The following is a 26,793-nucleotide window of genomic DNA, read 5'->3' on the forward strand; positions in this document are numbered from 1 at the left end:
CTCAGTTCTCCGTGGTATCCGGCGTTTCGTTTGCCCAGATTAGCGCGCGCTGCGTGACGATCGGCCCAATCACTTCGAGCAAGAGCGCCATTGCGGCCAGCGGTGCGAGCCCTTCCACCAGGTCGATGCCGAGACGACGCGTCTGTTCCAGCAGCAAGATGGCAAAGACCGAAATCGGCGTCAGCGCCATGCCGATGAGCGCGCCCTTGCGCCATGAGATGCCGCTAAGACGCGAAAAAGCCGCCACGCCAATCATCTTCGCGACAAAACGGGTTGCCACGAGCAACAGGGCGAAGCCCATGCCCTGCACCACCTGCGCCCAGTCCAGAATCGCTGCGACGAAAAAGAACAACAGAACCGCCAGCAAATCGCCCATCACACCAAAATTGCGCTGCGCCTGGTTCAGGGTAACCCGCCTGTGGCGAGCAACGATGCCAAAAGTGAGCGTGGCCAGCAAGGGTGAAAATTTGAACGCATGTGTGACCGTGACCAGCAGGATCACCGCAAGGGCAAATGCCAGCGTCGCATCCTGGGCGAGGTTGCCGAGGCGTCTCAATAGCGCGGGCACGACGATGCCAAGCAGCGCCCCAAGCCAGGCGGAAACAGCCAGCACAGCCAGACTTGTCCACACGGCATGACCGAGGTTGCCCGAGGTCTGGAAGACGCCGATACCAACGATCACCTTGAAGGCAAACACCGCAAGCACGCAATTCAAGGCGGACAAGTGCAATATACGCTCCGTCACCTGACCGGAACTCTGCTGTTCATTCAGCACCCGCACAATCCCCGCTGGTGACGTCGACATCGCCAGCGATGCCAGCAGCAGCGATGTCAGCGTCGGTGCGCCGTACCATTCGGCAACCAGATACACCGCTGCGAAGGTCAGCGCTGCTTCGACCACACTGGAGGCGCCCAGCCAGGGATTCGCATACAACCAGCGCAAGTTGATGCGGTAGCCCAATTCGAACAGGATCAGGCCGAATCCCAGATTGGCGTGCAGCATGAATGCATCCGTTTCCGATTGCGGCAGGACGCCCGAGGTCAGGTTCCCGAACAGGAAGCCGACCAGTCCGTAAATGCTGATGCGCGGCAGGCCTGTGTAGCGGTAACCGAACTCTCCCGCAAGCCACGCGAGCAAGATGGCAATCGGCCAGGCGAGCTGGAAAGAAATCGGCAAAATCTCTTGCATGGCACTTCTTTCTGAGTTGAAGAGCTTGTCCGGATGCTATCGGGTCATGACGGTTTGCTCAGACTGTCTCCAGGACGGAGCTTTGAACGATGCCAGCTGGCCGATCAATGCATCCAGGAGCTGAACCATGTCGAGCCGATGATGAATGTAGAAATCGGCTGCGCTGTCGCCGGACCTTTCGATCCGCACCGTCAGCCAATCGCGCCTGCGCATCGTGAATACGTGCTCGTCCGTGACGTCATCTCCCACATAAATGGCACCTGGCGCCCCGCTCGCAACACATAATTGCGCCAACGCTGTCCCCTTGTCCGGAGCGTCGACCGGCAGCAGGTTGAAGACGCATTTGCCTGGTACGACGCGCGCAGCAGGCGCGAGCGCGGAGAACAGGTCGAGCAGCCGTGATTCAGCATCAAGCCGGTTGCGCGCCAGACGATAGTGCACCGAGACGGAATAGGTCTTGTTCTCGATCCAGATGCCGCCGTCGAACAGCGTGCGGTCGGTCATTGCATGCCGAAGTTGCTGCTCCCAGCCAGCGCACAACGCTTGGAAGCGGCTCGCCTTTTCTTCCCAACCCGGCAAGCCTTCGATCCCGTGGTTGCCGATCACGAACTCAGGCAGGAAGTCGAGACGCACGCCCACATCCGCAACGGAGCGTCCAGAAATGATCGCGACTCTCGCGAGCTCCGACAGGATGGTCATCCGGCGCAGGACGGCCGAGGGGACGGATGCCCGGTGGGGATCCTTCACGATTGGCGCCAGCGTGCCGTCGAAGTCGAAGGCACACAGCATGCCGGGTTGTACGATTTCCTGCAGGCGCTGCGCGCCATGTTCGAAAAAGTGCAGCGACATGGCTACATCACCCGGCGCAATGCCTTGCGGCTGTGCGAATGGATCTTGTTCATGACTCGCTCCCGATGACGCAGACGGGCCGCATCCAGCAGCATGTGTCCCGCCCAACGATAGACGTTGAAATCCCGGACGAGCAGCCGCATGCTGCGCATGCGTTCCCGCTGTTCGTTCTCCGGCATGGTAAGTGCGCGGTGCAAGGCGTCCGCGCCCTGTTCGATGTGATACGGATTGATGATCAGCGCTTCATGGAGCTCGCGTGCGGCGCCCGTGAATTGACTCAGGATCAGAACGCCCTGCTCGTCCGCGCGCGCCGCAATGAATTCCTTGGCCACAAGGTTCATCCCGTCGTGAAGGCTGGTGACCATGCAGACGTCCGCTGCACAGTAGTACCGGTGCAGCGCCTCCTGTTCGTGATGTTCCGCCTTGAGGATAATGGGGGTATAACTTCCTTGCGAGAACCGCTGGTTGATACGCAGTGCAAGACTGCGCACGCGCGCCTCAAAGTTCTGGTATTCGTCGAGCGAGGACCGGCTGGGTGCAGCGATCTGTACAAATGTGAAGCGCCCCACCATGTCAGGATTCAGCTCCAGCATCCGCTCGACGGCCTGAAAGCGCTCGACGATGCCTTTGGTATAGTCGAGACGGTCCACCCCGATGCCGAGGAGGTGATCCGGCGCCAGCGCCAGTTCCTTCCGGATGGCGGCGCGGCATTCCGTGATCTCAGGTTCGCCGCTCTGCGATTCCGGCCAGGCAATCGAGATCGGGTAATGTTCGACCTGCGTCAATTTTCCGCCATGGGAAATAGTGGACGCTTCGAATTCGATGCGCGTTTCAAGGTACCGGTCCACGGTTTCAAGGAAGTTCTTGCGATGAAACGGTGTATGAAAGCCGAGGATAGTGCTGCCCAGCATGCCGGCGAGGATTTCTTCCCGCCACGGACAGATTCCAAAGGATTCCGGATTCGGCCAGGGAATGTGCCAGAACGTGATGATGGTCGCTCTGGGCAGGGCCTCGCGCACCATCCTGGGCAGCAGGGCGAAATGGTAGTCCTGAACCAGGACCACCGGGTCCTCGGTCCGCGCTTCGGCGATCACGGTGTCAGCGAAGCGCCGATTGACCTCTACGTACTTTTCCCAGTCGTTGGACCGGAACACCGGCCGCACGTGAGCGATATGGCATAGCGGCCACAGCCCTTCGTTCGCGAAGCCGTAGTAGTACCCCTGCTCCTCCTCCTTCGAGAGCCAGACCCGGCGCAAGGTATAGCTCGGTTGTGCCGGGGGCACCTGAACATGATCATTGCGGTCGACCGTCTGGCGGTCCGCGGAACCGCTGCCGTGCGCGATCCACGTCCCGGAACAGGCCCGCATGACAGCTTCGACAGCCGTTACCAGTCCGCTGGCCGGTCGGCTCACCTCGATGCCGTTTGGCGTTTGCACATGGATATAGGGCTCGCGGTTGGAGACCACCAAGACCTGATCGCCCGCCAGTTCTCCCTGCAGCAGCGTTTTCAGCTTCTCGGGAGTCCAAAGCTGCGAGCCGTTCTGCTGGCCCTGACGCTCCAGGTGATATTCATGCAGGAGTGCACGCAGGTCACCGATCAGGGGTTGCATCTCCGGCGGCGTGTAGGTCGCGTTACGGGGAAGCAGGCCGCCGCGAACAAAGTTTCGCAACCCGTTCATCCATCCGCGCCAGCTGAGATGGGCGATAACGACTGTAATCAGAGAGATCACAACCGCGAGCAGTGCAAAGAATGCTACGACGTACTTCTTGGTATCTGCGCTGCGCCGCTCGATGAAGCTCATGTCGTGCAGAAGAATGAGCTTTCCGAGCGACTCGCCATAAATATTATTGACAACACTTTGGGCGACATGCAGCGCCCCCTGCGGCAAGCGAATGAGCGAGCGCTCGACGCTCCCGGCGCAAGCAAGCGATTCAGGGTACGTTCCAGTCTTGTAGAGCAAGCTTCCGGAGTTGTCGCAGAATCCCAGCGCGTACAGGCGCTCGTCCTGGATGGCTCGGTCGAAGAGCTGCGTAATGCGCTTTTTTGCCTTTTGCACGATGTGCTCCGCCAGCGGTTCCTGCAGCGTGGAGGCAATGAGTTGCGAGCGGATGTCCAGGTCTCTGACAAACCAGCGGACGGTAAGGGAATCCATGAGCGGCACCACTACGTAGGCGCACGCGCCGAGAACGAGGGCGAGCGGCACGATGAATCGCAGCGAAAGCCGGATCGAACGGAGCGACATGTTTCCTCCTGTTTACTTTGCAGGTGCGAAAGATGCGTGTCCAGGCGCGGCCTGGACCGGCAATCCGTCCGCCGGAGAGGAGAGGTAAAGGGTCCTGGTGGGATACGCGAAAGCAATGCCCCGCTCTCGAAAGGCGCGCAGCAGAGCCAGGTTGATCCCCTGCTGGATGTCCATGTACTTGTTGTAGTCCGGATCCAGCACGTAATACACCACCTCGAACTGCAAGGCACTGTCGCCGTATGCCTTGAAGTGCGCCCGGTCAAAACGGGTAGCGAAGCGTTCTTGGGTCACAATCTTCCGTAGCAGCGCGGGAATGCGCTCGACCTCGCTCGGTGGGGTTTCGTAAGCGATGCCGAATTCGAAGGCGACGCGGCGCTCCTGCATGCGCTTGAAGTTGCGGATACGGTTTTTCAGCAGTTCGGTATTCGAGATAACGATTTGCTCGCCGCCGAGGCTGCGCAGGCGTGTCGTCTTCATACCGATGTATTCCACCGTGCCCATGAAGTTATCGACGACAATGAAATCGCCGATGACGAAGGGCTTGTCGAGCGCAATGGATACGGACGAGAAGATATCGCCAAGGATATTCTGCACCGCGAGCGCGACGGCGATGCCGCCGATTCCCAGGCTTGCCATCAGCGTGGTGATGTTGAAGCCGAGATTGTCGAGCGCCACCAGCAGAGCGAGCGACCAGAGAATAATTCGACCGACCAGGCCGGCCAGCATCAGATGTGTCGCCGCCGCCGGGTCCGCCTCGCGCTGTCGCTCGAAGGCACGCGCTACGGCAAGCGTGATCATCCGATTGCCCCACAGCGCGATCTGCGAAACCAGAATCACGATCCAGGCGTAATGGATCCATTTGCGCTGGTCGGCGGGAATATCCATCTGGCTTATCGATGCCAGGAGCGAAACCGCGAGCATGAACGGCAGGCGGGTAGCGGTCAGGATCTGTTCGGCGTAGGCCAGCAACTGGAACCGGCCGTCCGATGCCCATCGGCGTAACTGCCGAGCGGCAAATGCCTTCACCAGCAGGAGGGCGAGCAGAACCGCCATGAACACGATACCTGCCGTCAAAACGTCATAGGACGCAAATTCGAATGCGGTCATGGCAACTCCTTTAAAAAACCGGCCGTGGGCTGAACGCACGCGCAATCTTGCGAAGACACGCTGAAAAAAACGCCCCCGGTTCCGGGGGCTTGAAGAGGCTCGATAAGAACCCGCTGCTATCGGGCAGCGCCGCACTTACATCGTGAACGGCAGCGGCTGCATTCCAAACGATTCGTCGGCACGCTCGATGACGTCGAGGAGGGTTTGCAGGCTCTTATTCAGGTCCCGCAGCTGTTTCGCGTCCAGTTTTTGCAGCGACTCCGGCAGCAGGCCGCGTGCAGGAGTCGGTGCACAGTGGATGACGTCCACGCCCTTCTCAGTCAATTGCAGCTTGACCACGCGCTGATCCTCAGCGTCGCGCGCCTTTGTTACATACCCCTTCTTCACCAGCGCATCCACCAGATTGCTGGTGGTGGTCTGATGGATAGCCAGCTTTTGCGAAACATCGCCCACTCGCAGGCCTGGGGAATCGTGCAATTCCTGCATCACCCAGAGCTGCGCGCCAGTCACGCCACACTGCTTTTCAATCCAGTTCGAGTGCCGCTGTGCGGCGCGGACGACGATACGCAGTTTCTTCAGCACCTCCATGTGGGGCGCGGCTTCCGCGTCGCCTTGATCGCGCTCATGCACGCTGTTCGATTTCTTTCTAGTCGTCATTTATCTGCTCCGATACATATTGCCTCAAATTTATATTTGGCGCAATATATTTTGCCCAAACCTGATTTCTCCATATTTATACATCAATGCCACCTGCCCGCGATGACGAATCCCATAGGCCCGCAGCGGGTCGATCCGCATTCTGGTCGCAGCTGACTTCCATTTGGCATCACGCCGCCGCATGGATGATCGGCTCTCTGCTTGTCGGGCTGACTGCTGTTTTTCTTGCTATGCAGAGTGAATATGCCAGCAAGTTGAATAAATTGCTATTCGCCACCAATTCGCTTGTCCCCCTCCTTCTTATGCCCGCGGGCTTTGCGGCAATTGCCTTTTTCAGCACCCGCTATTTCAACGGCACGGCGGGAAGCGGCATCCCACAGACCATCGCGGCACTGAATGAGCCCCGTGCGGGGAAGCGGCGCGACCTGCTGTCGCTGCATATCGCAGTTGGAAAGGTCATCCTGACCCTGGCGAGCATCGCCGTCGGCGCGTCCGTCGGGCGCGAAGGTCCGACGGTGCAGATCGGAGCCTCGATCATGCACTTCTTCTACGGGCACGGGCCCTTCCGCTCCCCCGCGCACAGGCGCGCGCTGATCCTTGCTGGTGGCGCTGCCGGCGTCGCCGCCGCGTTCAATACGCCCCTTGCCGGGATCATGTTTGCCATCGAAGAGCTAAGCAAGAAGCATGTCTTCAATGCGAACACTCCGACCATCGTCACAGTCGTCTTTAGCGGCCTGATATCGCTCTTCCTGCTGGGCAGTTACACCTATTTTGGATTCACCGCGGCGACACTGGATCTCGCGACGGAAGGCGCTGCCATCCTTGTTTGCGGCGCTGCAGGCGGAGTTGCAGGTGCGGCATTCAGCCGGGCCATGATTGCTGGCACGACCCTGCTGCCATCGCGCACCGATCAAAAAAGTCGTCTCCTTCTCATTGCGGCCCTGGGCGGCAGTGCTGTCGCGGTCATCGGGTTGATGACGGATGGCGTCATTTTTGGGACCGGTTACGAGGTCACTCGCGCAGCGCTCGAAGGCCGTGAGGAGCTGCCCTGGTACTTCGGGATTGCCAAGCTGGCCGCGACGCTGCTCTCGACGCTGAGCGGAATTCCTGGCGGGATCTTCGCTCCCTCGCTCGCAGTAGGCGCCGGGCTGGGCGAAAACGTCGCGTCATTCCTGCCCACGATCGCGCCCCATAGCGCTGTCATCGTCCTGACGATGGCGGCCTATCTCGCGGGCGTGACGCGCGAGCCGATGACGTCGTTCGTGATCATGATGGAGATGACAAGCAGTCACCACATGCTCCTGCCGCTGATGGCAACTACGGTGGTCGCCACCGGTGCATCCAGGCTGGTCTGTCCGGCGCCGCTTTACCAGACCCTTGCCGACCGGTTCATGGGCCCCGCCGTCGACGTCGCCGGGTTGCCAGACAACGCAAAAAATCTGCAAACAAAGTGAGGAAACATGGATCGGGCCCCTATTCCCGATGACGTCAGGCGTTTCATCCTGCTCTGCATTCCTTCGGTTCCGTATCTTGAAGCGATGCTGCTGCTGCGGAATGAAATGTCGCGCAGCTGGACCAGCAAGCAGGTCGCGCATCGGCTCTACATGAGTGAACGGGCCGCCGTCGACCTGCTTTTGCAGCTGGGGCATGCGGGAATTGTCGCGGAAATTGCCCAGGATCCCCCGCTCTACTGTTACGAACCAAACAATGAAGATATTGCCAGGATGATTAACGGGTTGGCTGAGGTGTATTCGCGCAATCTCATCGGTGTCACGAATCTCATCCACGCCAAGAGCAGCAAGAAGGCGCAGCAGTTTGCCGACGCCTTCAAATGGAGAAAGGAGACATAGCATGGCGGCAATTATCTACACGCTTTGCGCACTGACGGCATTTGCCTGCGCGCTCATGCTCCTGCGCGGTTTCTTTGCTACCCGCCATCGGATTCTGCTATGGAGCGGGCTGTGCTTTTCCGGGATGTTCATCAACAATGTACTTCTTGTCCTTGACCGCCTCTTCTTCCTTGATACGAATCTGACCACCTGGCGTCTTCTCGCCGGCCTGGCGGCCTTGCTTCCGCTTTTATACGGACTCATTCGGGAGGAAGAATAACCATGCTCAATGCCACCCTTGTCGGCGCGATCGCCATGGCATCCAGCACCGTAAGCTTGTTCTTTTTTGGATTCTGGAAGAGCACGAAGGATCGCTTCTTCCTGTACTTTGCGATTTCCTTCGCATTGGAAGCAGCCAACCGCCTGATCCTCGGGCTGTCGCTCATGCAGAACGAAGACGCTCCGATCTATTATGTAATCCGACTCATTGCCTACGGCCTCATCCTGTATGCCATCGTCGAGAAGAATGTAAAGCGGGACAAGGAATAGCGATGAGCCAGCACAGGCAATCTGGAAAACTTTGGCAGTCGGGAGGTTGCGCCGCCATCGCGGTCCGATGCGCGATTGCACTCGTCCTATCTGCGTGCAGCGCTCCGCCTCGGGCGGTATCCTCCATCGCCGCTCCGCCCGCTCCATCGAGTCCGAAACAGGTTGTCGTGAACATACCGCAACCAGCCGCACCGGTCGGACCGCCTTCACGGCAACCCACCCACGAACTCGACCTGCCCGCCGCGGACCCGGCCACCAGCTTCCACGCTTGGAACGCACAGCAGCAACGTCTATATCGCGTTGCCGCGCCTATATTGCTGAACAATACGCCGCTGTGTCCCGACCATGCGCGAAATATCATCGGATTTACGGCAAAAAACAAGTATTCCTATTCGGCGGACTATGTCGACGAAGCACAGAAGTATCTGGGCCTGGATGATCGCCTGCGGGTTACAGAAGTGTTGAATGGAAGCGGGGCCGAGTGGGCCGGAATCCGTGAGGGAGATATCCTCCTCGCGGCCGGTATTGAACCCATACCCGAGGGTGAGCTGGCAGAAGTGCAGGCGTCCGCGCTGATCGCGTCGGAGTTGCAGGGTCGCTCCGAAGTCTCGCTGATGGTTTTACGGGGCCACGACCGGATGACCTTCGACGTTCCCCTCACCCCGGCATGTGCAATGAAAATCGATGTCGGCCACAGCGACGAGTTTACCGCTTACGCCGACGGACGGCGCGTGATGATTACGCGAGGAATGTTGAACTTCGTGAGATCGGACGGAGAACTTGCCTATGTAATCGCGCGTGAGGTGGCGCGCAATGTCTTGCAACCGCAACTGAATCCAGAGGAAGCCAAGACTATCGACAGTTTGCGTGCTCCTGCCGTCGAATCCGCGACAGGTGTTAGTGCCGTGGAGGCCTCATCTGGGCCGATCCACGTCAACGTCGAGCTGGAAAGGCTTGCGCTGAATATGCTCGTGCGTGCAGGCTACAGCTTGGCGGTGGTGGGAAATTTTTTGCAGCGCATGTCCGCTATGCCACAAGCCGACAGGCATTCCAGCTCCATCGCGTATTTGCCACGTCGGTAGCAGATCATTCAGGAAATTGTCCGAGAAATATCGGCTGGGCAGAGCCAGGATTTGCAGCTTCTGCCTAATTAGTTGACATTATGCTCATAATGTCAATTTATCAGCGCGCTTTTAGCATCAGATCGAGAATTCATGTCTATCGACACGCTGGATGATCGATTTGATAGCTATTGCGGCCGTACTCTGCCTCGAGGATTAGCAGGCGCGCTACATTCGAGACCGAGGGAGCGTAATGTTGCACTAGTCAACTGAAGGCTCAGATACTAGTTCCGAGTACGGTCACCAATTTAGTACCTTGAGGTGCCTGCTCGTCCCTTTCCAAGGGGCCAAAATGTTTGTAGCGCATCAAATCCGCGCAATATTTCCGATTCAGGTAGATGCTCACAGTTCGGCAGATATCGCATAGAACTTGCCGACACCAACTTTGTGACCCCAAGAAGGCGCCGCGGCCAGTCTCCAGGAACGTTTTGCTGCGCGGCATGAGCTTCGAGCGCATTTGATAACCAGCCCAAGGCTGCTTTTTCAAGACGGCGAGCCATGAATATCTTCCCTTCACTCTCGGCCAATTTTGCTGCTGCCAGAAAAACAGGCTTGACGGTGATTGAAAGTTCGGCCGGACGAACTTTCGGGTCCGTCACCAGCAACGGCAAATCTGGAAAGGCTGGCAAATTTCCGGTAGTGGCGACCGGGAATCGGTACTCCGCAAGGTAATCGAGCAGTGCATCTCTCACGGGCGGGAGCAGATAGATAACGGCCCGACCATCACCCCTCTTCGGAACAGCCATTTGCCAGATGGCGTCTTCGCCGCTGGTCACCGGACGGCAGGAGCTTCTGGTTAAGGTCACTAAATCGCGTGGCTTAAGAGCTGAAAAGTACGCCAAATATATCAGCAGACAATGGCGCGGGCTAAATTCTCCGACGTCCAGCGCCAGCGCAATGTAGTGCCATTCGTCTAGAGAAATCATGGCGTTTCGGGGGGGCGCTACCATCACGGGAGCGGAGTCACGAAGAGGGGTTCTACCTAAACCGAAACGTGAAAGCATCCAGGGATTGCGTGTGACATATCGCTGCGCGCAAAGCCAGTCAAAAAACAGCTTGATTACGCGAATAGAAAATTCTCGGCTACGTGAAGAAAGCGGTCCACGGAACGGTGCCCAATTGTCCGCTGATCGCCGTACCCGGCCTGCGGAAATCCAGCGACGGGCTGGTTGAGGATTTAAGAGGAAGTTGCCATACTCGGTCGTATTGTCTGTGTCCAGAGCGGACAGTGGTTTTTTCCTTTCGCAAACTGCCCAAAGGAGGCATCGCTCCACTTCGCGCCGGTATGCCAGACAAGTACTCTTACCGGACTCCATAGATTCCAGCCAGTGCTCAAGTGCTTCCAGGTCGGTTTTCGCGGATATTTGGCATGGCTCCTGCGTTTCCCGGTACGGACCTAATGATCCATCGAGATCCGGCGGTAGAACGAGGCGCTCGATTGGACGAATTACGATGCCCGATGTGTTTTGATTTGCTCCGCCGAGCCTGAAGTGGCAGCGCACGGCCCCGAGGTGTTTGCCGCCACTAGTCAATGACGCGCTCGGACGGTGCCTGCAAAGCGGGCATTGCTTGGTCTTATCGCATAGCGGAAAGTAGCTACCTTCATGAATTCGCTTCCCGGGTCCAATTACAAACAATATCTGCTGTAACTGATTCGACGCCAGCGACGCGGTCGCCACAGAAATTTGAGGGAAAACCGGAAATCTTCTGACGCTAAAATGTAAAGCGAACTCACTGTAAAGTGACATGGCATGCGCCCGGTCACTTCCGTACAGATCGGCGTCATGCAACGCGCCAGCCTGTTTCTGCCACGCCTGTACCACGTCAATCGATGCGAACAAACTGGTAAGCACATATCCAGCCCACGCCGTATCGTCGGCACTGCCATTCCAAGGCCAGTTGAGCGCCGCGGTGCGTAAGCTAAGCGAGCCTCGCGGTTGATCGATCAACGACCCGACTTCTTCAAAATGCAGGCGCCAAAGCGTCACGCTTTGCGCCTTCATGCACTTTTTTAAGCTCAGATTTAGTGTTTCGTCTATCGAAGAGAGATCCGTCGACTCGTATGTCTTCTGCAGATTGGCTTGATTGCAGCCCGCCATCCGTTTCAAAACATATCGTCGGATCGACTTATAGATATTTTGTCGCGTCCGTATCTTTTCTTCATCAAGCGCAACGCCGGTTAACGACGCGCGCGCGTAACTACTCAATTCAGAATTCAGCTTTCCCGCTGTTACCCGGACCGATCGCTCCGGCGACTTGAAGCATTTCATATCGATATCGACGTCAATCATTTGTGTAAGGGCGTTAAACGTTGCGACACGCCGTTCATGCGCCATTCGGTCATCGAGCCACGGCCCCCACCAGTCGCTCCATTGCGGCCATGTCGGTCCTCGCTCTTGCAACGCCTCTAGCCAATGAATTAGGGGATTTAGCCCAGCCGTCGTTTCTTTATCGACAAAGGCGGACCTCCACGATGTCGGTTGAAATGATCCCCCATATGGCTTATTACAGGCTTGACAATGGAACGGCTTTTCAAATGAATCCGCTGTCAGCGCATATCGCGGTGTTGGGGTGCCACAATGTTGGCAAGTCTCATGAATCGTTTCACCATGAATTGGGCAAACCGCCAATGCATCTATTTGAAATATTGCCGATTGGTACCCCAATCCGAGGCATGCAGGACAAAAGCGCAGATGGGCGTCGGACGCCAAGGTTCGAAACCAACTTGGTGCGAACTGATCCAATCCGCTAGTCGCAATTTTCCTCGCCAAGGGAAGCGCGCTTTCACAATCGCTCCGGAACGCCCACTGTGGGCACAATAGCGTTCGACCATGAAAATTCGGCTGGTCTTGCTGGAGCAAATGGCGCCCGAATAATGTATCGCACAGCACACGTGCCGAGAGGCAATTGGCCCATCCGAATTTGAGCAAGAGAGACATCGGGCCTTCCCATTGCCCTTCCCACTCCGGCAACCAAGTGTAGAACGATGCCTCAGACCTGCCGTAATCGTACACTTGTCCCATGTCATTGCCGGCGAATTGATCGACCGTTAGTGAAGGGCAACCACCGGCAGCTTGTCATCGAAGACATAGGTGACCCCTAAAGATTGGGCAAACCCGGAGGCTCTCACGGCATTTTCCCAGTCTTCATCGGTACCTTCCAGGCCAGGGTGGTCATATTCCATTTGTGATACGAAAAAAGTCCGAATGCTTGCCGCAACCCAGTGCATTCCAAGTTGACCTAGACCTCCATGCGGCTGTGCGGCGTCTTTGAATTGCTTCCACAATCGACCGCTTTCATTCTGGAGACGCCAACCGCTCCGAAATGCAGCGCCTAGAAGAAATTCGCTGTAGCTCGTGCCGCTACCCTCCGGATATTCAGAAACATCCGGATCGTCGTAATAACCCATTGTTTCGACCAGCTCCGCCAACGTCGCCAAGCCGGCGAAATTGTGCTGCTGAATCATGAAACGTCCGATCAAGTCGATACGTGCGCTCTGCAGTAATGCCGTACGGATCGATGCGAGTTCAGGCTGTCCAAAAAAAACGGCAATCAAGATGACGTCGCGTTCCAACGACAGGTCGTTGGACAAGTCGCGCAGCACGGAGAACTCTGATTCATGCCAGTTTTGTGCTTCATCTATAAATATCAGGACCCTATCGCTATCCCGCGACTGAGCCAACGCCCAGACGAAATTGAAGAATCGAGAGCGGCGTGCCTCGATCTTTCCGGCAGTAGGGGCGCCGTGCCCGCAGGTAGTCAGAAGCTCACCATAAAACGTCGCTTCCGAAAATCGCTGATGTGACTTGGCGTTGATAGTTACTATCGGCATGGCGGGAAAACTATGTGCCAACTGCTTGCTAAGAACCCTAATTGCGGAAGTCTTGCCGAACCTAGGATGCGCTATGAAACAACAGCCAGGATCGCGCTGAAGGACGGTGCGCGAAACAATATTGAAAGCATTTCTTATCGGCGGCGTGGGAAGCCGCGCTCGATTCCGAATAACGGGATGCTCGTCTGGGTTAGTTTTGTTTCGGAGGACGGATGGTTCAGTCGCCGACTGCGCATTCTTATCCATGGACAATCAAATCCTAGGTGATTGTTTTCCACACCGGAGGCTTGACTAAGCGGGATAGCGAAGCTGGTTGCTGTTCGCTTGGTTTTGCCGTCTGTGCCAGCTCACTGGGTTGGATGGCGGTCGGTACCGGGAGGCCCGAGGCCGCAGCCGCATTTACAAGCTTGGTTGCCGGCTTCGATACCTTCAACGGCTGCTTTTCAGCCTCTCTATGGGCCTTGGATGCGTAGTACTGCATCAGCTGGTGGACCGGATCATCGTCGGGCCCGATAGCCAGTTCGCCGGCATCCCTCAACGCGTTAATTTGCTTTCGCATTTCTCGGGTATGAGGAACACGCCCCCAGGCACCTTGTGCCGACAATACGCCAAGCTCTTCTCCTCCCTCGTGATAAGCCGTGACCGTGCACATATTGCTTTCCCGAATGTGGATACGAAGTTTTTTACCTATCAGTCCCATCGCGTTGGCGAGGATTGTACTGGTGTAATGAACTCGATCAATTTCGACATAGGGACGCCTTCCTTTTGCCGGATCGCCACGCACATATCGAATTTCAACCTTCACTCCTAGCTCGGGCTGTTGTGCGTTCGCCGGGGGAAGGCGACGAAGGAGAAATTCAGGCGGGTCAGCGTGCATGAAATCACGCAGCACACTCAACGGCGATCGGTTTCCCAACGCGCCATTAGCCTCCACGTTATAGTTCGCGCATGTCACGTCAATCAAATCGAGCAATACCTCCCAATCGATTCCGATTTCAACCGCCCTCTTGACTGGGTCGTCTCTCAGGGGATCCTGTGGAGATGATCCGGTCGAAGACGGAAGCCGTTGAAAGCCATACAGTTCAAGTGTCTTCATCAGCCGTTCGAGAGCAGCTCGATGTTCCCAATGCCCGAGCGGGCCAAAATTCAAGAAACAACCTACCCGTCGCCGCGCACGTTCGGCAATCGTCTTCGAATAGTGGATAGCAGCGTTGTCGACCATCATGGTGACCCATGCGCGTCCTACCAATTCCGGAAATATCCCTGACGGCAAGGCGGCGCCCGGCTTGTAACGCATTGTCGGTACCTTAAGCGCCCGCGGCTGCCATTGGGACATGGCCGATATAACCGCATTCTCTGCCGTCGCGGCAGAACACTCGGTCCGAATGCCGACGCTGTAGCCCAAAATAGCTTTCGTATGACCTTCGAGCACCGGAATAATCCAAAGCCGCTCGATTGGCACCCGTTGCGGCCCGACCGGGCCCGGAATACGGACTGTGCCATAACAATGCATTTTGTGTGGATCCATTCCGACTAGATCGAACGGGGCCAGAGAAATCGGACTAGACGCTTGTCCCGTACCCGTGTTCATGCGGCTTCTTGCGACTTTGCCAAATCTTGCTTCGACGCCGTCCTCTGGATTGCCATGTAATACGTCGTGTACGAATCGCGCCAGGGAGCGTCGGCCGCAAGACTTAGTGTTCAATGGGTAGTCTTCCCTAGTAATTCCTTGTTGTTCACAGAGCTGGACGAACGTCTTGTGCAGACTTTTCACTGAAACTCTGGCCTCATGCACATGTCCTTGCTCTTTCGTTTTGCGTTTTAGAATCAAGTCGATCACCGTTTTCCTGATCTCGGGATAGTCGTCCATGAAGGCAGCGAACGCGCCTGTAAAGTCGCTCGGAGCATGTGCACGTCCTTTGGGAAGAGCCCTCGAACGTTTAAAAGAATTGATCCTTCGGCCGCGGATAAGTGCACGCCAACCCTCCAAGCGTCCGTCCGCGGCTACTTTCACACAGCGATTCAGTTGGCGGATTATCTCCGGTGGCGTAATACCCATTTCGCTGCAGATCGACCTAATCTGTCCGGTGTGGATGTACTCCTCGATGGCAGTTTGGAACCTCATCAACCGGGCTCGTTCCATTTCGGACAAGGCGTCGGCGTCGACTTGCGGCCAACTAGACGTGTCCGCAAGTTCCTGCGGGAGATTTCGGAAAGTCCAGTGCGCCCCGCTCATGTCTCTCCTCTCAGCACACTTATTTGAGTCAAGCGGCTCAACGGCCTGATATCCAGGTCGGATAAATAGGAGCCCTGCTGTAGAGACCGAAATAGCGCTGCTGCGTACAAGGGGAAGGCGGGCTCGCCCCATTGATCTTCGATTTCTCCTAAGGTAACCGTATGCCTACGGTCAAGAAAACAGGCTATGTCTGTCTGATAGGTTGCAAGGGATCGCTCTCGCGTGGCGGCGAGCCAGACAACGATTCGGCGCCAGTTGGTTAGCTTCTGGAAATTTGACCGTATCTCGTGTTCGGTCCACCTGGTATATGCAACACCGGCTCGCCGCGCCGCCTTGGACTGCGCTTCTTGCTGAAGTCGATTGCGAGATTCTTCTTTCCTGCTGGATGGTTCGGCGTATTTGATTTCCCGCCACTCAATCGAATCGTCGGTATGGATCACCGTCGCATCCAATGTAGTTTCGTAAATGCGGCCGTCATCTAGCCGCTCTCGCAAAGGTGCGGGGCTGTAATCGATATCTTTGATGGTGGGATCAGACTCGGCTAATACAAAGTGATCCCATTCAAGATCGCTTTTTAGAACCCAGTCGCGGGAGGTGCGTGGACTATAGACATACCAGAGGTTGCTGTTATAGCTTCCCCGTTGGCCGTAAGCATCGGCCAACTTGCCACGAAATTGCGTTCCCATCCTGCCCGACATACACCGCCTGCTGCATTTGGTTGCAGGGGTATCTGGCGACGCCCACTACAATTCTTACAGATTAATTTTCTGGCCCGTGAAGTCAAGACAATTATGCGCGATGCGGCATGCGCACGAATGTTAGGCGCATTGTGTCACGTTCAAGTCGCCATCCGGGCGTTAGGATTATTGTGTGCAAGGGCAGATCGTTAGGAGGATTGCGACTAAACGTTGAGACACAATAATGCTTTTTCTAAGCACTTTACCCCTAGAGTTCAATAAGTTATAGAAGCGAGTTGTTAGGATGTTTGTGTCTGACTACTTCTGCGCCGCCCTGCATTCAGCTAGAAAATCGAGATTTCCTGATTTGGAACACCTGCCAAGAGCAGGCGTTCTTTATTCCACCAGGTCAGCTGCCTCCATTCCTGCTGCCCTGGTTGCAGCGTTCTGGAGCTTGTCCACATACTCTGCGCCGTTCTTGCGGAGAAATCCGCCCTCAACCGTCCCCGCAAACGCGAATGAGCCCCAGGCCACCAAGCTATCGCTGGCGCCCCTCCAGCGCCGCCTGCCGCTTAACAAGCTGGAGCCGCGCGGATTGAAGGCGGACCGTCCACAATACCCCGATAAAAGCTGCAAATGCAAACCGTCCCTGCGACCTTGAGGTGCCCGGTCATGCGAATCATCCATCACATTTTACCCGGATATAATTGACAATATGATTTTCACCCGGGTATTATGCGCATCTATCGCTGCCATCCATCACGCCCGCCCATGACCATGCCCCCTTCATACACGAGCTTTGCCGGCCATCACCGTATCGCTGCCGGCTCCCTCCAAACCGTTGCACTCGCGGTCAAGCAAGCCCAGGATGCCGGACTGTCCGGACCCGTGCTGACGTTTGACGACGATAGTGGCCGGGTCGTCGAAATCGACACGCGTGGCAGCAACAACGAAGTACTGGCTCGACTCACCTCCGGTACATCAGCACCGGAGGATACGATTCCTGCCGACGAGGAGCCGCGAGGCCGCGGCCGGCCCAGACTCGGCGTGGTAGCGCGCGAAGTCACGCTGCTGCCTCGCCATTGGGACTGGCTCAATGGGCAACCCGGCGGCGCATCGGTCACCTTACGCAAGCTGGTCGATGAAGCACGCCGTGAAAACGTCGATCGCGACAGGCAGCGCCATGCACAGGAACGCGCCTACCGATTCATGTCGGCGATCGCAGGTGATTTGCCAGGTTTCGAGGACGCTACCCGGGCGCTGTTCGCCCAGGACCAAATGATGTTTGACCGGCACACTCGTTCCTGGCCCGATGATCTGCGCGCTTACGCGACTCGCCTCGCCTTTGGCGTTGCAAGCTGAACGCCTGGCAGCACCGGAATGCAGGCACAAGGAATAAACATGACCGACAAAAAGACCCTGAAGCAAAACTACCTGGAGGCCAGCTCGCGCGCCGGCGTCTACATCGTACGCAACCTGACCAGCAAGCGTGCCCTCGTGGCGGGCAGCAAGGATGTGCAAGGAGCGTTGAACCGGCACTGCTTCGAACTGCGCACAGGCATGCACCGCAACCGCCTGCTCCAGCAGGACTGGAAGGAGTACGGCGAGGAAAACTTCGAGTTCGCTGTGCTTGACCGTATCAAGCCTACGAACGACCCTGGCTTCGACGCGGAGCGCGAGTTGCAGGTGTTGGTTGCGCTATGGCGTCAAGAGATTCCCTGTCAGGGAGAACAAGGATACGGTGATGCAAAGGCGGTGTCGCCAATGCCTGCCTGCCCTTCCCCCACTCGACAATAATCTCCGTTCCGCGATGTCGTAATACTTAGGATGGCGCCTTGTCTACTGCTTCTTGATAAGAGTGGGTTGAGGCAAATATGACAGGCGGCTCACTGGCGCGGAGAGTAATGTGCCATTTCCGCTTGAATATGCTTCTGATCGCTTCTTTAACCCCCTGGTTCGGATCCTTTTTAAACGAGGCTCGCAATACGTGACCGCCAGCGTTAGGCTCATCTAAGACTTCCACTCGTATTCAGCGCTTCTCGTTTTCTTCCTCGAAAGAACTGAGGTCGGCCTCTAGCACCGGTAAGGCCAGTGAAAAACGTATTGCAATCAACCGCATGGAGAAGCCGATAAGAATTGCCATGCTGGTCGCAAGATTGACGCTGGCCCCAAGCTCCAGAAGGGCGACATACAGCATGCCCGTAACAAGCGAGACGGTGGCGTAGAGGTCCCTCCGCAGCACTAACGGCACCTGGTTGCACAGGATGTCTCGCAGCAGTCCACCGAAGACCCCCGTGATCATGCCCATCAGCACAACTACCGCGATGTGCACCTCTGTGGTTGCGGCGATATTGCAGCCGATCACGGTAAATGCCACCAGGCCGAGGGCGTCCATCAGGAGGAATGCCCTCTTGAGTTGATGGAGCCGCCGTGCCCAAAGCGCGGCCGCTACAGATGCGCCGACGGTGAAGAGCAGGTACTCCGGGTGCGCAACCCATCCCAGCGGGTAATGTCCGAGGATCATGTCCCGCACCGAGCCGCCCCCCAGTGCGGTTACCGTGCCGACTACGCAAAGACCGAACAGATCCATTCTACGTCGCATGCCCATTAGGGCGCCCGACGCTGCCTCAGCAGCGATGGCTACTAGGTAGATAACGTGCAGTACGGTCATTGGCTTAATTCTCCGGAATAAATATGCGTCGCTGCACGTCCTGCAGCGAGGGCGCTGGGCACTTCATAAGGCTGGCGATCGACGGTACATGGATGTTGCGCAGTGCCGTGCTCTGCGCATTCAAAGGCGTATTCGATGAAGCTGCTTGCGTCTGTCACACAGTGCCCGTTCAGGTATTCGGCGCAAATGTAATCGTCTTCCAACACGACGAGATCGAAATTCGCAGCCCTATTGCCAAGCAGACATTATGCTCATGATGTTAACTCCGGTTCCGCTTGACCGGACTACGTCTTGTGCCGGGAAACATAATTGCAAATGCAAATTGCTCGTCTTTCGCGAGTCAAGTCCAAGGGGGTCCTGTGACAGGATATCCAACGAATTGTCCATAAAGATGACGACAACTGCAGACTTACAGATTAAAAATTTGCAAGTTCCACTTGTCGAAATCCAGCAAACCGGATCTTTTGCGAGGAATCCTTCGCCGCAATCCAGCGATAAGCGGTTCTGCCAGAGGCTATTGCCTCAGGGCGGACTTATTGAATCGAATTCCCCGTAGAAGTGAACTCCTCCCGCAATCGCAGCAGGCGAAGCGCGACATGGATTTCCAGTGCGCGGCTCCCGTCATTCCACGTCCCCATCAAGGAGTCGATGGCGTCCAAGCGCTGGCGGAAGGTATTGATATGGATACCAAGGTCCGCGGCCGCGGCACGTGCGTTGTGGCCGTGATCAAGGTAAGACAATAGTGTCCGTGCCAGCTCCGACTTGCGCTGACGTCCCTCCTGATAGAGCTTCCCAAGGGTCGCCGCCAGAAAAGCTTCAATGTCCTCGGGAGCACGTTTGTCGAAAAGGAAGGCGTAGAGCGCCAACTCGCGCTCCAGAAAAATCGCTCCCGACCTTCCAAGCGCATGCATGGTGGCTATGCATCGCAGCATGGCTTGGTAGCACTCCGGTAACGCTCTCGGATGCGCAAGCGTCCGGGAAATGACGCCTGTTACCGGCTCGCGCATTCCCTGCACGATGACCCGTTCCAGACTTTTTCGCAGTTCCTCGTCGTCCGTCAGTCCGGAAATAAGCACGATGGCGCCGTCGATTTCGTCGAAGAGCGTAGCGGGGAGCTGGGGCAGTCCGCGCAGCTTGCCGAGCACGTATGCCGCACGCTCCCCTTTCGCCTGTAGAACGGCAACACACAAGGACTGTGACAGGTTCAGGCCGTGGCGCGCCGCTTGTTCAGTGAGCCGCGCCAGGTCGTGCTGCGGCTGACTGAGCAGGCCACGAAAGATCGCGGGGATTTCCTGCCGCGCTGCGTACTCATTGCGCTCCTGCGCGAGTAACACCACGCCGGTGACCATCGAACTTCGCTCGAAGATGCGCACAGCAACGTCGTTCAGTTCGGTTGCCGTCCTGATGATCAAACCGCCGAGCAAACCCCTGCTCCCTACTACGGCAGAGACTCGGCACACTTCATCAGGCATTACGTATGCAGCCACCGAACGACCGATGATGCGGCTTTCGACGAGCGCGGCGTGGATCTTGTCCTGTCGCGTGTACAGCAGTTCCTGTTCGCGTTCCGTGCCGCGCCGTTTTTCCTCATGGCCTGGCTCCGGATTGCCCGCGGCGGAAGCATGGATGCATTGCTCGGCTTCATCGATGACGCTGACGTGCCCGTCCAGCATGGACGCCACCATGTCACAGATGTCCTGCAAGCCCCCGCCTCGCGCCACAAGCGTCGTCAACTGCTCATGCGCTTCCGCTGCGATCTGGGTGTCGGCACTCTGCTTCTTGAGCAGCGCGTTGGCGTCGCTCGCCTGCTTGAGCGCGACCTGCGTCTGCTCGAACAGACGAGCATTTTCGATCGCGACCGAGGCGTGGGCCGCGAGCGTCGACAAAATCGACATTTCCCACGCGTTGTAGGCGCGGACATAGCGGTCCCCCACAAAGAGCACGCCGATCACGTCAGCGCCGGCCAGTAGTGGCACGCCGAGGATTGACTTGATCCCCTCCTCGGTCACGGCCATGTCGATGGGTCCAGTGTGGGAAAAACGCGGATCCTTGCCGTATTCGGCGGAACTGTATGGCGACTTGTTGCGGGCGACATAGCCGCAGATGCCGACGTCCTGCGGGACCCGAATCTTTTTGAAATTTTCCGAGAATGCGCCATCGGTCGCGCGTACGTAGAAATCACCTTCCTCGCGGTCGCGGATAGACAGGTAGCCGATGTCTGCTCCCATCAGCTTGCGGGCGCGGTGAACGATGGCCTGCAAGGTACGGTCAAGGTCACGGATGGCGGTCAGATCTTGTGCGGTTTCGATGACCGCGTTCAATCCGCGTTCACGCTGCAGGTATTCGTCGAATCGCTCGCGGATGGCCTGCGCCATTTGCGCGCCTTGTGACAGCAGCTCTTTCGAGGCGACGCTATGGTCGGAAACATCAATGCGCGCGAGAAGGCGAGAAAACTCTTCTTTGCCTGCGTTCTGGTACAGCAAGGCGATGAGTTCGTTTCCTAGCGCTGCAGCGCTTTCGGCACCACGGAGAGACTGGCTTTCCATCACGTCATTCCTTTTCGAGCGCAGCGAAGCTGCTGGCAACAAGAACCCGTTAATTCAATGATTTTATGTGTTTTCCTTCCATATGACTGGGTAAGGGAAATTCTTACGTCGAAGCATCTTGCATTAAACACGTGCCCTGCCAGTCATTCTCTGGCGCCACCAACCTACATTAATTATTAACTTATATGTGTACTTAATACATATCAAAATCCCCCTCCGACCTCTAGACTTCCTCCTGATTCGAAGAGCCGGGCACGATTCCACGGCCCCACCCACTACAGGAGACAGACATGACAATCGATTCCCGATTGCCGAATTTCCGTTCGCTTGAACCTGCGCAGCGCCTCGATGAAATCGCCGCCCGCGTCGGCCTCAGCGCTTCCGAACGTGCGCTGCTCGCCGAGCCAGGCGCCCTGCCGCTCGATATCGCCAATGGCATGATCGAAAACGTGGTCGGCAAGTTCGAACTGCCATTTGCGGTAGCAGGCAACTTCCAACTCAACGGCCGCGATGTGCTGGTGCCGATGGTGGTCGAAGAACCCTCTGTGGTGGCGGCCGCTTCCTACATGGCCAAGATTGTGCGCGAAGCCGGTGGCTTCCAGACCTCCAGTACTGGCCCGCTGATGCGCGCGCAAGTACAAATCATGGACCTGGCCGATCCCTACGGCGCGCGCCATGCCCTTTTCAACCACCGCCAGGAAATCATCGACATCGCCAACAGCCGCGACAAGGTCCTGATCGGCCTCGGCGGCGGCTGCCGGGATATCGAAGTGCACGTCTTCCCGGACACCGCGCGTGGATCGATGGTGGTCATGCACCTGATTGTCGACGTGCGCGACGCAATGGGCGCCAATACCGTCAATACGATGGCCGAAGCAGTTGCCAGCCGGGTGGAAGCAATCACCGGCGGCAAGGTTCGCCTGCGTATCCTGTCCAACCTGGCGGACCTTCGCCTTGCGCGGGCACGCCTGCAAGTGCCGGCGGCGCTGCTCGACAGCAAGGACTACAGCGGTGAAGAAGTCGTTAACGGCATCGTCGACGCCGGCACCTTCGCCGCCGTCGACCCGTACCGCGCCGCCACCCACAACAAGGGGATCATGAACGGCATCGACCCCGTCATCATCGCCACCGGCAATGACTGGCGCGCGGTAGAAGCGGGCGCGCATGCGTACGCCTGCCGCAACGGCAGCTATACCTCGCTCACCACTTGGGAAGTCTCCGCGAAAGGCGACCTGGTCGGCACCATCGAAATGCCCATGCCGGTCGGCCTCGTTGGCGGCGCAACCAAGACACACCCCCTCGCCCGACTGGCGCTGAAGATCCTGCAGGCCGGTAGTGCGCAGGAGCTGGCCGAAGTCGCTGTTGCGGTCGGCCTGGCGCAGAACATGGGCGCGCTGCGCGCACTGGCAACGGAAGGGATACAGCGCGGCCACATGGCGCTTCACGCGCGCAATATCGCGATTGCTGCTGGTGCCAAAGGCGCGGATATCGACCGCATTGCGCGTGAGATGGTCGCGGCGAAGGATGTGCGGGCCGACTTTGCGGTCAGCCTGCTCGCCGGACGTCAGTAACTGCCGGGCGGATTGCCGAATGCCGCCCTCGGAACAAGAATTTCTTTGCAGCTGTAGCATTCTTCCCCTCAACGAGTTTTGAACAACAGCGGGCCCACAGAGCGCCCGTGAACAGGAGAGAGACATGAACAAGCAGCCCCGCCGCACCATCGGCGCCATTGCCGCCGCCACGCTTTGCCTCGCGACAGCGGGCGTCCATGCGCAGACATCGAGCATGCCGTTTCGCATCGGCTTCATCACCGACATGTCCGGCCCCTACGCCGACACCGACGGCACCGGGGGCCTGGAAGCAATCCGCATGGCGGTGGAGGATGCAGGCAGCACGGTCCTCGGCCGCAAGATCGAGGTGTTATCTGCCGATCACCAGAACAAGGCGGATACCGCCGCCGCCAAGACGCGGGAATGGATCGACCAGCAAGACCTGAAAATGCTGATCGGCGGCGTCAATTCCGCCGCCGGCCTGGCGATGAACAAGGTGATCGCCGACAAGAAGCGTGTCTATTTCAACGTCGGCGCTGCGACGTCGCGCCTGACCAACGAGGACTGTACGCCCTATACCGTGCACTACGAATACGACACGGTCGCGCTCGCCAAAGGCACCGGCTCGGCGGTCGTCAAGACCGGTGGCAAGTCGTGGTATTTCCTTGTCGCTGATTACGCATTTGGCGCCTCGCTGTACAACGACACCAGCGAAGTCGTGAAGGCCAGTGGCGGCACCGTGCTGGGCTCGGTGAAACACCCGCCGAACGCCAACGACATGTCGGCCTTCCTGCTGCAGGCGCAGGCATCGAAATCACAAGTGCTGGGCCTCGCGAATGCCGGCGCGGACACCATCAATTCGATCAAGGCTGCCAATGACTTCGGCCTGACGAAGAATATGCGGCTCGCCGGCCTGCTAATGACGATCAATGACATCCACGGCCTCGGCTTGCCGGTCGCGCAGGGGCTGGTCATGACCGACAGCTGGTACTGGGACAAAGACGAGGCGTCGCGCAAATTCGCTGCCCGCTTCTTCGAGCGCATGAAAAAAATGCCCAGCTCGCATCAGGCCGCCGACTACTCGGTGACCGCCACCTACCTGAAGGCCGTCAAGGCCGCCGGCACCGACGATGCGGACAAGGTGATGGCGGAGCTGAAGAAAATGAAGCTCGACGATTTCTACGCGAAGGGCTACATCCGCGAAGACGGCCGCTACGTGCATGACATGTACCTGATGCAGGTGAAAACGCCGTCCGAATCGAAGAAGCCGTGGGATTACCTGAAGACGGTCGCCACCATCCCCGGCGAGGAAGCATTCACCAAACTGGCCGACTCCAAGTGCGTTCTGGTAAAGAAGTAGGTACCTGAAGCCGGGGCCGTCCTGGCCCCGGTGGTTTCAATCCGCGCTATCGCCGGAACACGCAACCCTCGCACCGACCCTAAATGTATGTAATGCCCGCAGCGTCGACCTCCTGGCTTGCGAGCACCGCGGCCTGTTGTCGAAGCCCTTCGAATATGCGGCCAGCCACGTCGGCGGGAAAGCCCTCGGGCAGCTGGGAACTGACCGCGTCGATGACGCGTGGGGTCCGTTCGATAAGATCCTGGATCGTCTCCTCGAAGTCGGCGCCCAAGGCGTTGGCTTTGGCGACAGCGTTCCAGTGCCGTCGCCGGATTTCGCACATCCTGTAGTGGACGTTGGCAGTGCGCACTGCCATCGCCAGTTTCACTTTCGGCCACTGGTAGTTGTTTGGGCCGCTTCCTATTGCAGGCCACGCGGACAGAACGTCGTAAAGCGGCGTCATGCGAAATGCGTCGCCACGGTCGATGAAAATGCTGAAATTCTTGGCATGTCCATCCGGAGCGGCCAGCAACCAGAAAAGCAGCTGCGCAGCAAGGAAGTTGCGGCGGTCATCGAGTGCTTTGGAGCTTCCGCGCAGCCGGTCGAGAATGGACGCCATTCCGGGGCCTCCCATGCTCTCGTACTTATTTGTCGCAGCATGTCCAAGCGCCTGGCAGAAGTCTTCCTGCGGCAATCGGATAATCCAGTCTCGCTGGACGAGGCGATCGAATCGTTCAACAACGAGTACGGTATAACGGCCGAACTTGCGTATTTGGCTTCGCGCGACAGGCAGCCCGTACGCTGCCGCAATCCTGCTGCACAGCCATTCGTTCTCTACCGACGTCGAGAAGTCGGCTTGCGCCGTTCCGACAGTGCCGAGTGGGAGCTTCAGTATGTGCGTCGTGGGAGTGGCGCCGTGCGGTCGGCACCATTTGCCGTCGTGCCAAAGCAATGCCGTCTTTTCTTGTGCACCGGCGATCGATATGCGCAGTTCATCGTCCTGCGTTTCGCCGGGTGCGGCCGGAGAGATCGTTCCATCGAGCAGCTTTTCTACCTGCAAGTCTGTCAGGGGCTCTGCATCGATCCGCCGCACTTCGGGCGGGCTCGACCCGGCAGGAAGGAGCATGACCGATCCGACGCAGTCGCGTCCGATCTTCTCCAGTACGTCGAATGAGCCCGTCGAGGCTGCGCCGAATTTCTGCGCGATTCGGCGTCGGATATCGGCACTCTCGGGAAGGAGGTTGTCGAAATAATTGGATACGACCGGGCCCGTAATGGCTGCCGTGCCGTTTGTCAGTGGCATGGACAGAGAGATCGGGCGTCTGCTGGGACTTGCAAGCCAGGAGGCGTCGTAGGCGAAGCTGTCGCTGGCGCGCGCAGCCAGCGTCCATTTGCCGACCAGCTCGCCGTTCATCCAGACATCGAGCATGCGTTTTCCGCTCGGCCGGCCTGCCATTACCAGCCCTCCCCTTGGTCCTGGCGCGTTTCATGTGGGGCCTGGCGATCAACGACATGAAATTCGGCGTCCAGTGCCATCAAGAGGGTCAGAAGGGAGTCGAAACTTACCTTTTCAGGTGCTCCCTCGATCTTCGCAATGCGTTCCTGCGACAATCCGATCCTGGTGCCGAGCTGCTCTTGCGACCAGCCGCGCGCACGCCGAAGGGCTTTCAAGTACGGGCCTAACTGGCCCGTGGTACGAATCGGCAGGGATGTCACGGCATGCTCCAATTATTCTATTTACGGAATAAAAAACTGATATTCCAGATATGGAATATAGTAATAATATTCGTCAAAAGGAATAAAGTCAACTTATGCCGAATGTGGAATAAACAAGGCTAGCCGGCTAACCAATTACAGAGCCAAGATTGCAGGTTCCAATTGTCGGAACCCCGCCGCCCTCAATCTTTTACGACGTCCTGCGTCTTTTCCCGCTCTGTTCTTTCAGTAACATCGCGCGCAATCGCCACTGAACCCATCACCTTACGCGCTTCATCCAGCACCAAGGCAAAGCTCATTTCGACATAGAGCTTCTTCCCAGACTTGTGCAAGCCGCGTGTCAGTGTAGGACGGCCGTTCAGGCGCGTCACGCCGCTTTGGATAGCCGCGTCAAAGCCGCGCCAATGCGACGCCCGCAAATGCTCGGGAATAATCAGGTCCAGGCTCTGCCCGAGTGCCTCTGAAGCGCCAAAACCAAATAATGCTTCGGCGGCGCGGTTCCACCGCTGTATCGTGCCGTCCGTCCCGGAGTAAATCAGCGCATCGGCCATCTGCTCCATGACGGCGTCACCGAGTGGAGTCCTTTGCTGCATGTTGTCACCCATGTCAAACTCCAAAGTCTAGTCTCCTACGGAATTAGGGGCCTCGTCCTGGCGCATCGACGCTACGGCGTCCTGAAATC

23 protein-coding genes are annotated in these 26,793 nt (G+C 57.6%); 9 read left to right on the plus strand and 14 right to left on the minus strand.

The window, feature by feature from the left end; genetic code table 11:
* Position 1: 1 nt before the first annotated feature.
* The 5 genes from ACNOHI_RS06170 to ACNOHI_RS06190 form a co-directional block, all read right to left on the minus strand.
* On the minus strand, positions 2-1,189 hold the full coding sequence (locus ACNOHI_RS06170; RefSeq protein ID WP_420473770.1) for a cation:proton antiporter: 1,188 nt from the start codon (positions 1,187-1,189) through the stop codon (positions 2-4).
* Between the two features lie 36 nt (positions 1,190-1,225).
* Positions 1,226-2,038, minus strand: a complete 813-nt coding sequence (gene otsB / locus ACNOHI_RS06175) for a trehalose-phosphatase (protein WP_420473771.1) — start codon at positions 2,036-2,038, stop codon at positions 1,226-1,228.
* Positions 2,039-2,040: 2 nt separating this feature from the next.
* Positions 2,041-4,281 carry an alpha,alpha-trehalose-phosphate synthase (UDP-forming) gene (locus ACNOHI_RS06180; RefSeq protein WP_420473772.1) on the minus strand — a complete coding sequence of 747 codons (2,241 nt, stop codon included), beginning with the start codon at positions 4,279-4,281 and terminating at the stop codon, positions 2,041-2,043.
* A gap of 12 nt (positions 4,282-4,293) precedes the next feature.
* Positions 4,294-5,388, minus strand: coding sequence for a mechanosensitive ion channel family protein (locus tag ACNOHI_RS06185; protein WP_420473773.1), 1,095 nt, complete (start codon positions 5,386-5,388; stop codon positions 4,294-4,296).
* Positions 5,389-5,523: 135 nt separating this feature from the next.
* On the minus strand, positions 5,524-6,045 hold the full coding sequence (locus tag ACNOHI_RS06190) for a MarR family winged helix-turn-helix transcriptional regulator (RefSeq protein WP_420473774.1): 522 nt from the start codon (positions 6,043-6,045) through the stop codon (positions 5,524-5,526).
* 185 nt (positions 6,046-6,230) lie between these two features.
* Between ACNOHI_RS06190 and ACNOHI_RS06195 the strand changes: the two genes are divergently transcribed.
* The 5 genes from ACNOHI_RS06195 (at position 6,231) to ACNOHI_RS06215 (ending at position 9,505) form a co-directional block, all read left to right on the plus strand.
* Positions 6,231-7,499 carry a chloride channel protein gene (locus ACNOHI_RS06195; RefSeq protein WP_420473775.1) on the plus strand — a complete coding sequence of 423 codons (1,269 nt, stop codon included), beginning with the start codon at positions 6,231-6,233 and terminating at the stop codon, positions 7,497-7,499.
* 6 nt (positions 7,500-7,505) lie between these two features.
* Positions 7,506-7,895, plus strand: a complete 390-nt coding sequence (locus ACNOHI_RS06200; protein ID WP_420473776.1) for a hypothetical protein — start codon at positions 7,506-7,508, stop codon at positions 7,893-7,895.
* A 1-nt stretch (position 7,896) separates the two neighbouring features.
* Positions 7,897-8,154, plus strand: a complete 258-nt coding sequence (locus tag ACNOHI_RS06205; RefSeq protein WP_420473777.1) for a DUF5985 family protein — start codon at positions 7,897-7,899, stop codon at positions 8,152-8,154.
* Between the two features lie 2 nt (positions 8,155-8,156).
* Complete coding sequence (locus ACNOHI_RS06210; RefSeq protein ID WP_420473778.1) at positions 8,157-8,423, plus strand: DUF5985 family protein; 267 nt, start codon at positions 8,157-8,159, stop codon at positions 8,421-8,423.
* A 167-nt stretch (positions 8,424-8,590) separates the two neighbouring features.
* Positions 8,591-9,505: a peptidase M48 gene (locus tag ACNOHI_RS06215; RefSeq protein WP_420473779.1), complete on the plus strand. Its 915-nt coding sequence runs from the start codon at positions 8,591-8,593 to the stop codon at positions 9,503-9,505.
* Between the two features lie 287 nt (positions 9,506-9,792).
* Here ACNOHI_RS06215 and ACNOHI_RS06220 read toward each other — a convergent pair whose 3' ends face one another.
* From ACNOHI_RS06220 to ACNOHI_RS06235, 4 genes are all read right to left on the minus strand, one after another.
* Entirely contained in the window at positions 9,793-11,880 is a 2,088-nt protein-coding gene (locus tag ACNOHI_RS06220) for a hypothetical protein (RefSeq protein ID WP_420473780.1), read from the minus strand.
* 713 nt (positions 11,881-12,593) lie between these two features.
* Positions 12,594-13,622, minus strand: a complete 1,029-nt coding sequence (locus tag ACNOHI_RS06225) for an AAA family ATPase (RefSeq protein ID WP_420473781.1) — start codon at positions 13,620-13,622, stop codon at positions 12,594-12,596.
* A 13-nt stretch (positions 13,623-13,635) separates the two neighbouring features.
* Positions 13,636-15,246, minus strand: a complete 1,611-nt coding sequence (locus ACNOHI_RS06230) for a hypothetical protein (RefSeq protein ID WP_420473782.1) — start codon at positions 15,244-15,246, stop codon at positions 13,636-13,638.
* 362 nt (positions 15,247-15,608) lie between these two features.
* Entirely contained in the window at positions 15,609-16,310 is a 702-nt protein-coding gene (locus tag ACNOHI_RS06235; protein ID WP_420473783.1) for a hypothetical protein, read from the minus strand.
* Positions 16,311-17,060: 750 nt separating this feature from the next.
* Here ACNOHI_RS06235 and ACNOHI_RS06240 point away from each other — a divergent pair.
* Both ACNOHI_RS06240 and ACNOHI_RS06245 read left to right on the plus strand, forming a co-directional pair.
* Positions 17,061-17,651: a DUF2239 family protein gene (locus tag ACNOHI_RS06240; protein WP_420473784.1), complete on the plus strand. Its 591-nt coding sequence runs from the start codon at positions 17,061-17,063 to the stop codon at positions 17,649-17,651.
* 39 nt (positions 17,652-17,690) lie between these two features.
* Entirely contained in the window at positions 17,691-18,086 is a 396-nt protein-coding gene (locus ACNOHI_RS06245; RefSeq protein WP_420473785.1) for a GIY-YIG nuclease family protein, read from the plus strand.
* Between the two features lie 232 nt (positions 18,087-18,318).
* On the opposite strand, the gene ACNOHI_RS06250 is transcribed toward ACNOHI_RS06245, so the two are convergent.
* Positions 18,319-18,951, minus strand: a complete 633-nt coding sequence (locus tag ACNOHI_RS06250) for a trimeric intracellular cation channel family protein (RefSeq protein ID WP_420473827.1) — start codon at positions 18,949-18,951, stop codon at positions 18,319-18,321.
* Positions 18,952-19,493: 542 nt separating this feature from the next.
* Positions 19,494-21,506 carry a helix-turn-helix domain-containing protein gene (locus ACNOHI_RS06255; protein ID WP_420473786.1) on the minus strand — a complete coding sequence of 671 codons (2,013 nt, stop codon included), beginning with the start codon at positions 21,504-21,506 and terminating at the stop codon, positions 19,494-19,496.
* A 290-nt stretch (positions 21,507-21,796) separates the two neighbouring features.
* Here ACNOHI_RS06255 and ACNOHI_RS06260 point away from each other — a divergent pair, with 290 nt between their 5' ends.
* Complete coding sequence (locus ACNOHI_RS06260; protein ID WP_420473787.1) at positions 21,797-23,077, plus strand: hydroxymethylglutaryl-CoA reductase, degradative; 1,281 nt, start codon at positions 21,797-21,799, stop codon at positions 23,075-23,077.
* A gap of 124 nt (positions 23,078-23,201) precedes the next feature.
* Positions 23,202-24,416, plus strand: coding sequence for an ABC transporter substrate-binding protein (locus ACNOHI_RS06265; RefSeq protein ID WP_420473788.1), 1,215 nt, complete (start codon positions 23,202-23,204; stop codon positions 24,414-24,416).
* 79 nt (positions 24,417-24,495) lie between these two features.
* Here the strand turns inward: ACNOHI_RS06265 and ACNOHI_RS06270 are convergent, their stop codons facing one another.
* The 3 genes from ACNOHI_RS06270 to ACNOHI_RS06280 form a co-directional block, all read right to left on the minus strand.
* Positions 24,496-25,851 carry a type II toxin-antitoxin system HipA family toxin gene (locus tag ACNOHI_RS06270; RefSeq protein ID WP_420473789.1) on the minus strand — a complete coding sequence of 452 codons (1,356 nt, stop codon included), beginning with the start codon at positions 25,849-25,851 and terminating at the stop codon, positions 24,496-24,498.
* Positions 25,851-26,111, minus strand: a complete 261-nt coding sequence (locus ACNOHI_RS06275; RefSeq protein WP_420473790.1) for a helix-turn-helix domain-containing protein — start codon at positions 26,109-26,111, stop codon at positions 25,851-25,853. Before ACNOHI_RS06275 ends, ACNOHI_RS06270 begins: the two co-directional genes overlap by 1 nt.
* Positions 26,112-26,293: 182 nt before the next feature.
* Positions 26,294-26,716 (minus strand): PAS domain-containing protein, encoded by a 423-nt coding sequence (locus tag ACNOHI_RS06280; RefSeq protein ID WP_420473791.1) that lies wholly within the window; start codon positions 26,714-26,716, stop codon positions 26,294-26,296.
* Positions 26,717-26,793 lie beyond the last annotated feature (77 nt).

The organism is Noviherbaspirillum sp. ST9, from assembly GCF_048799745.1.
Lineage (GTDB): Bacteria > Pseudomonadota > Gammaproteobacteria > Burkholderiales > Burkholderiaceae_D > Noviherbaspirillum.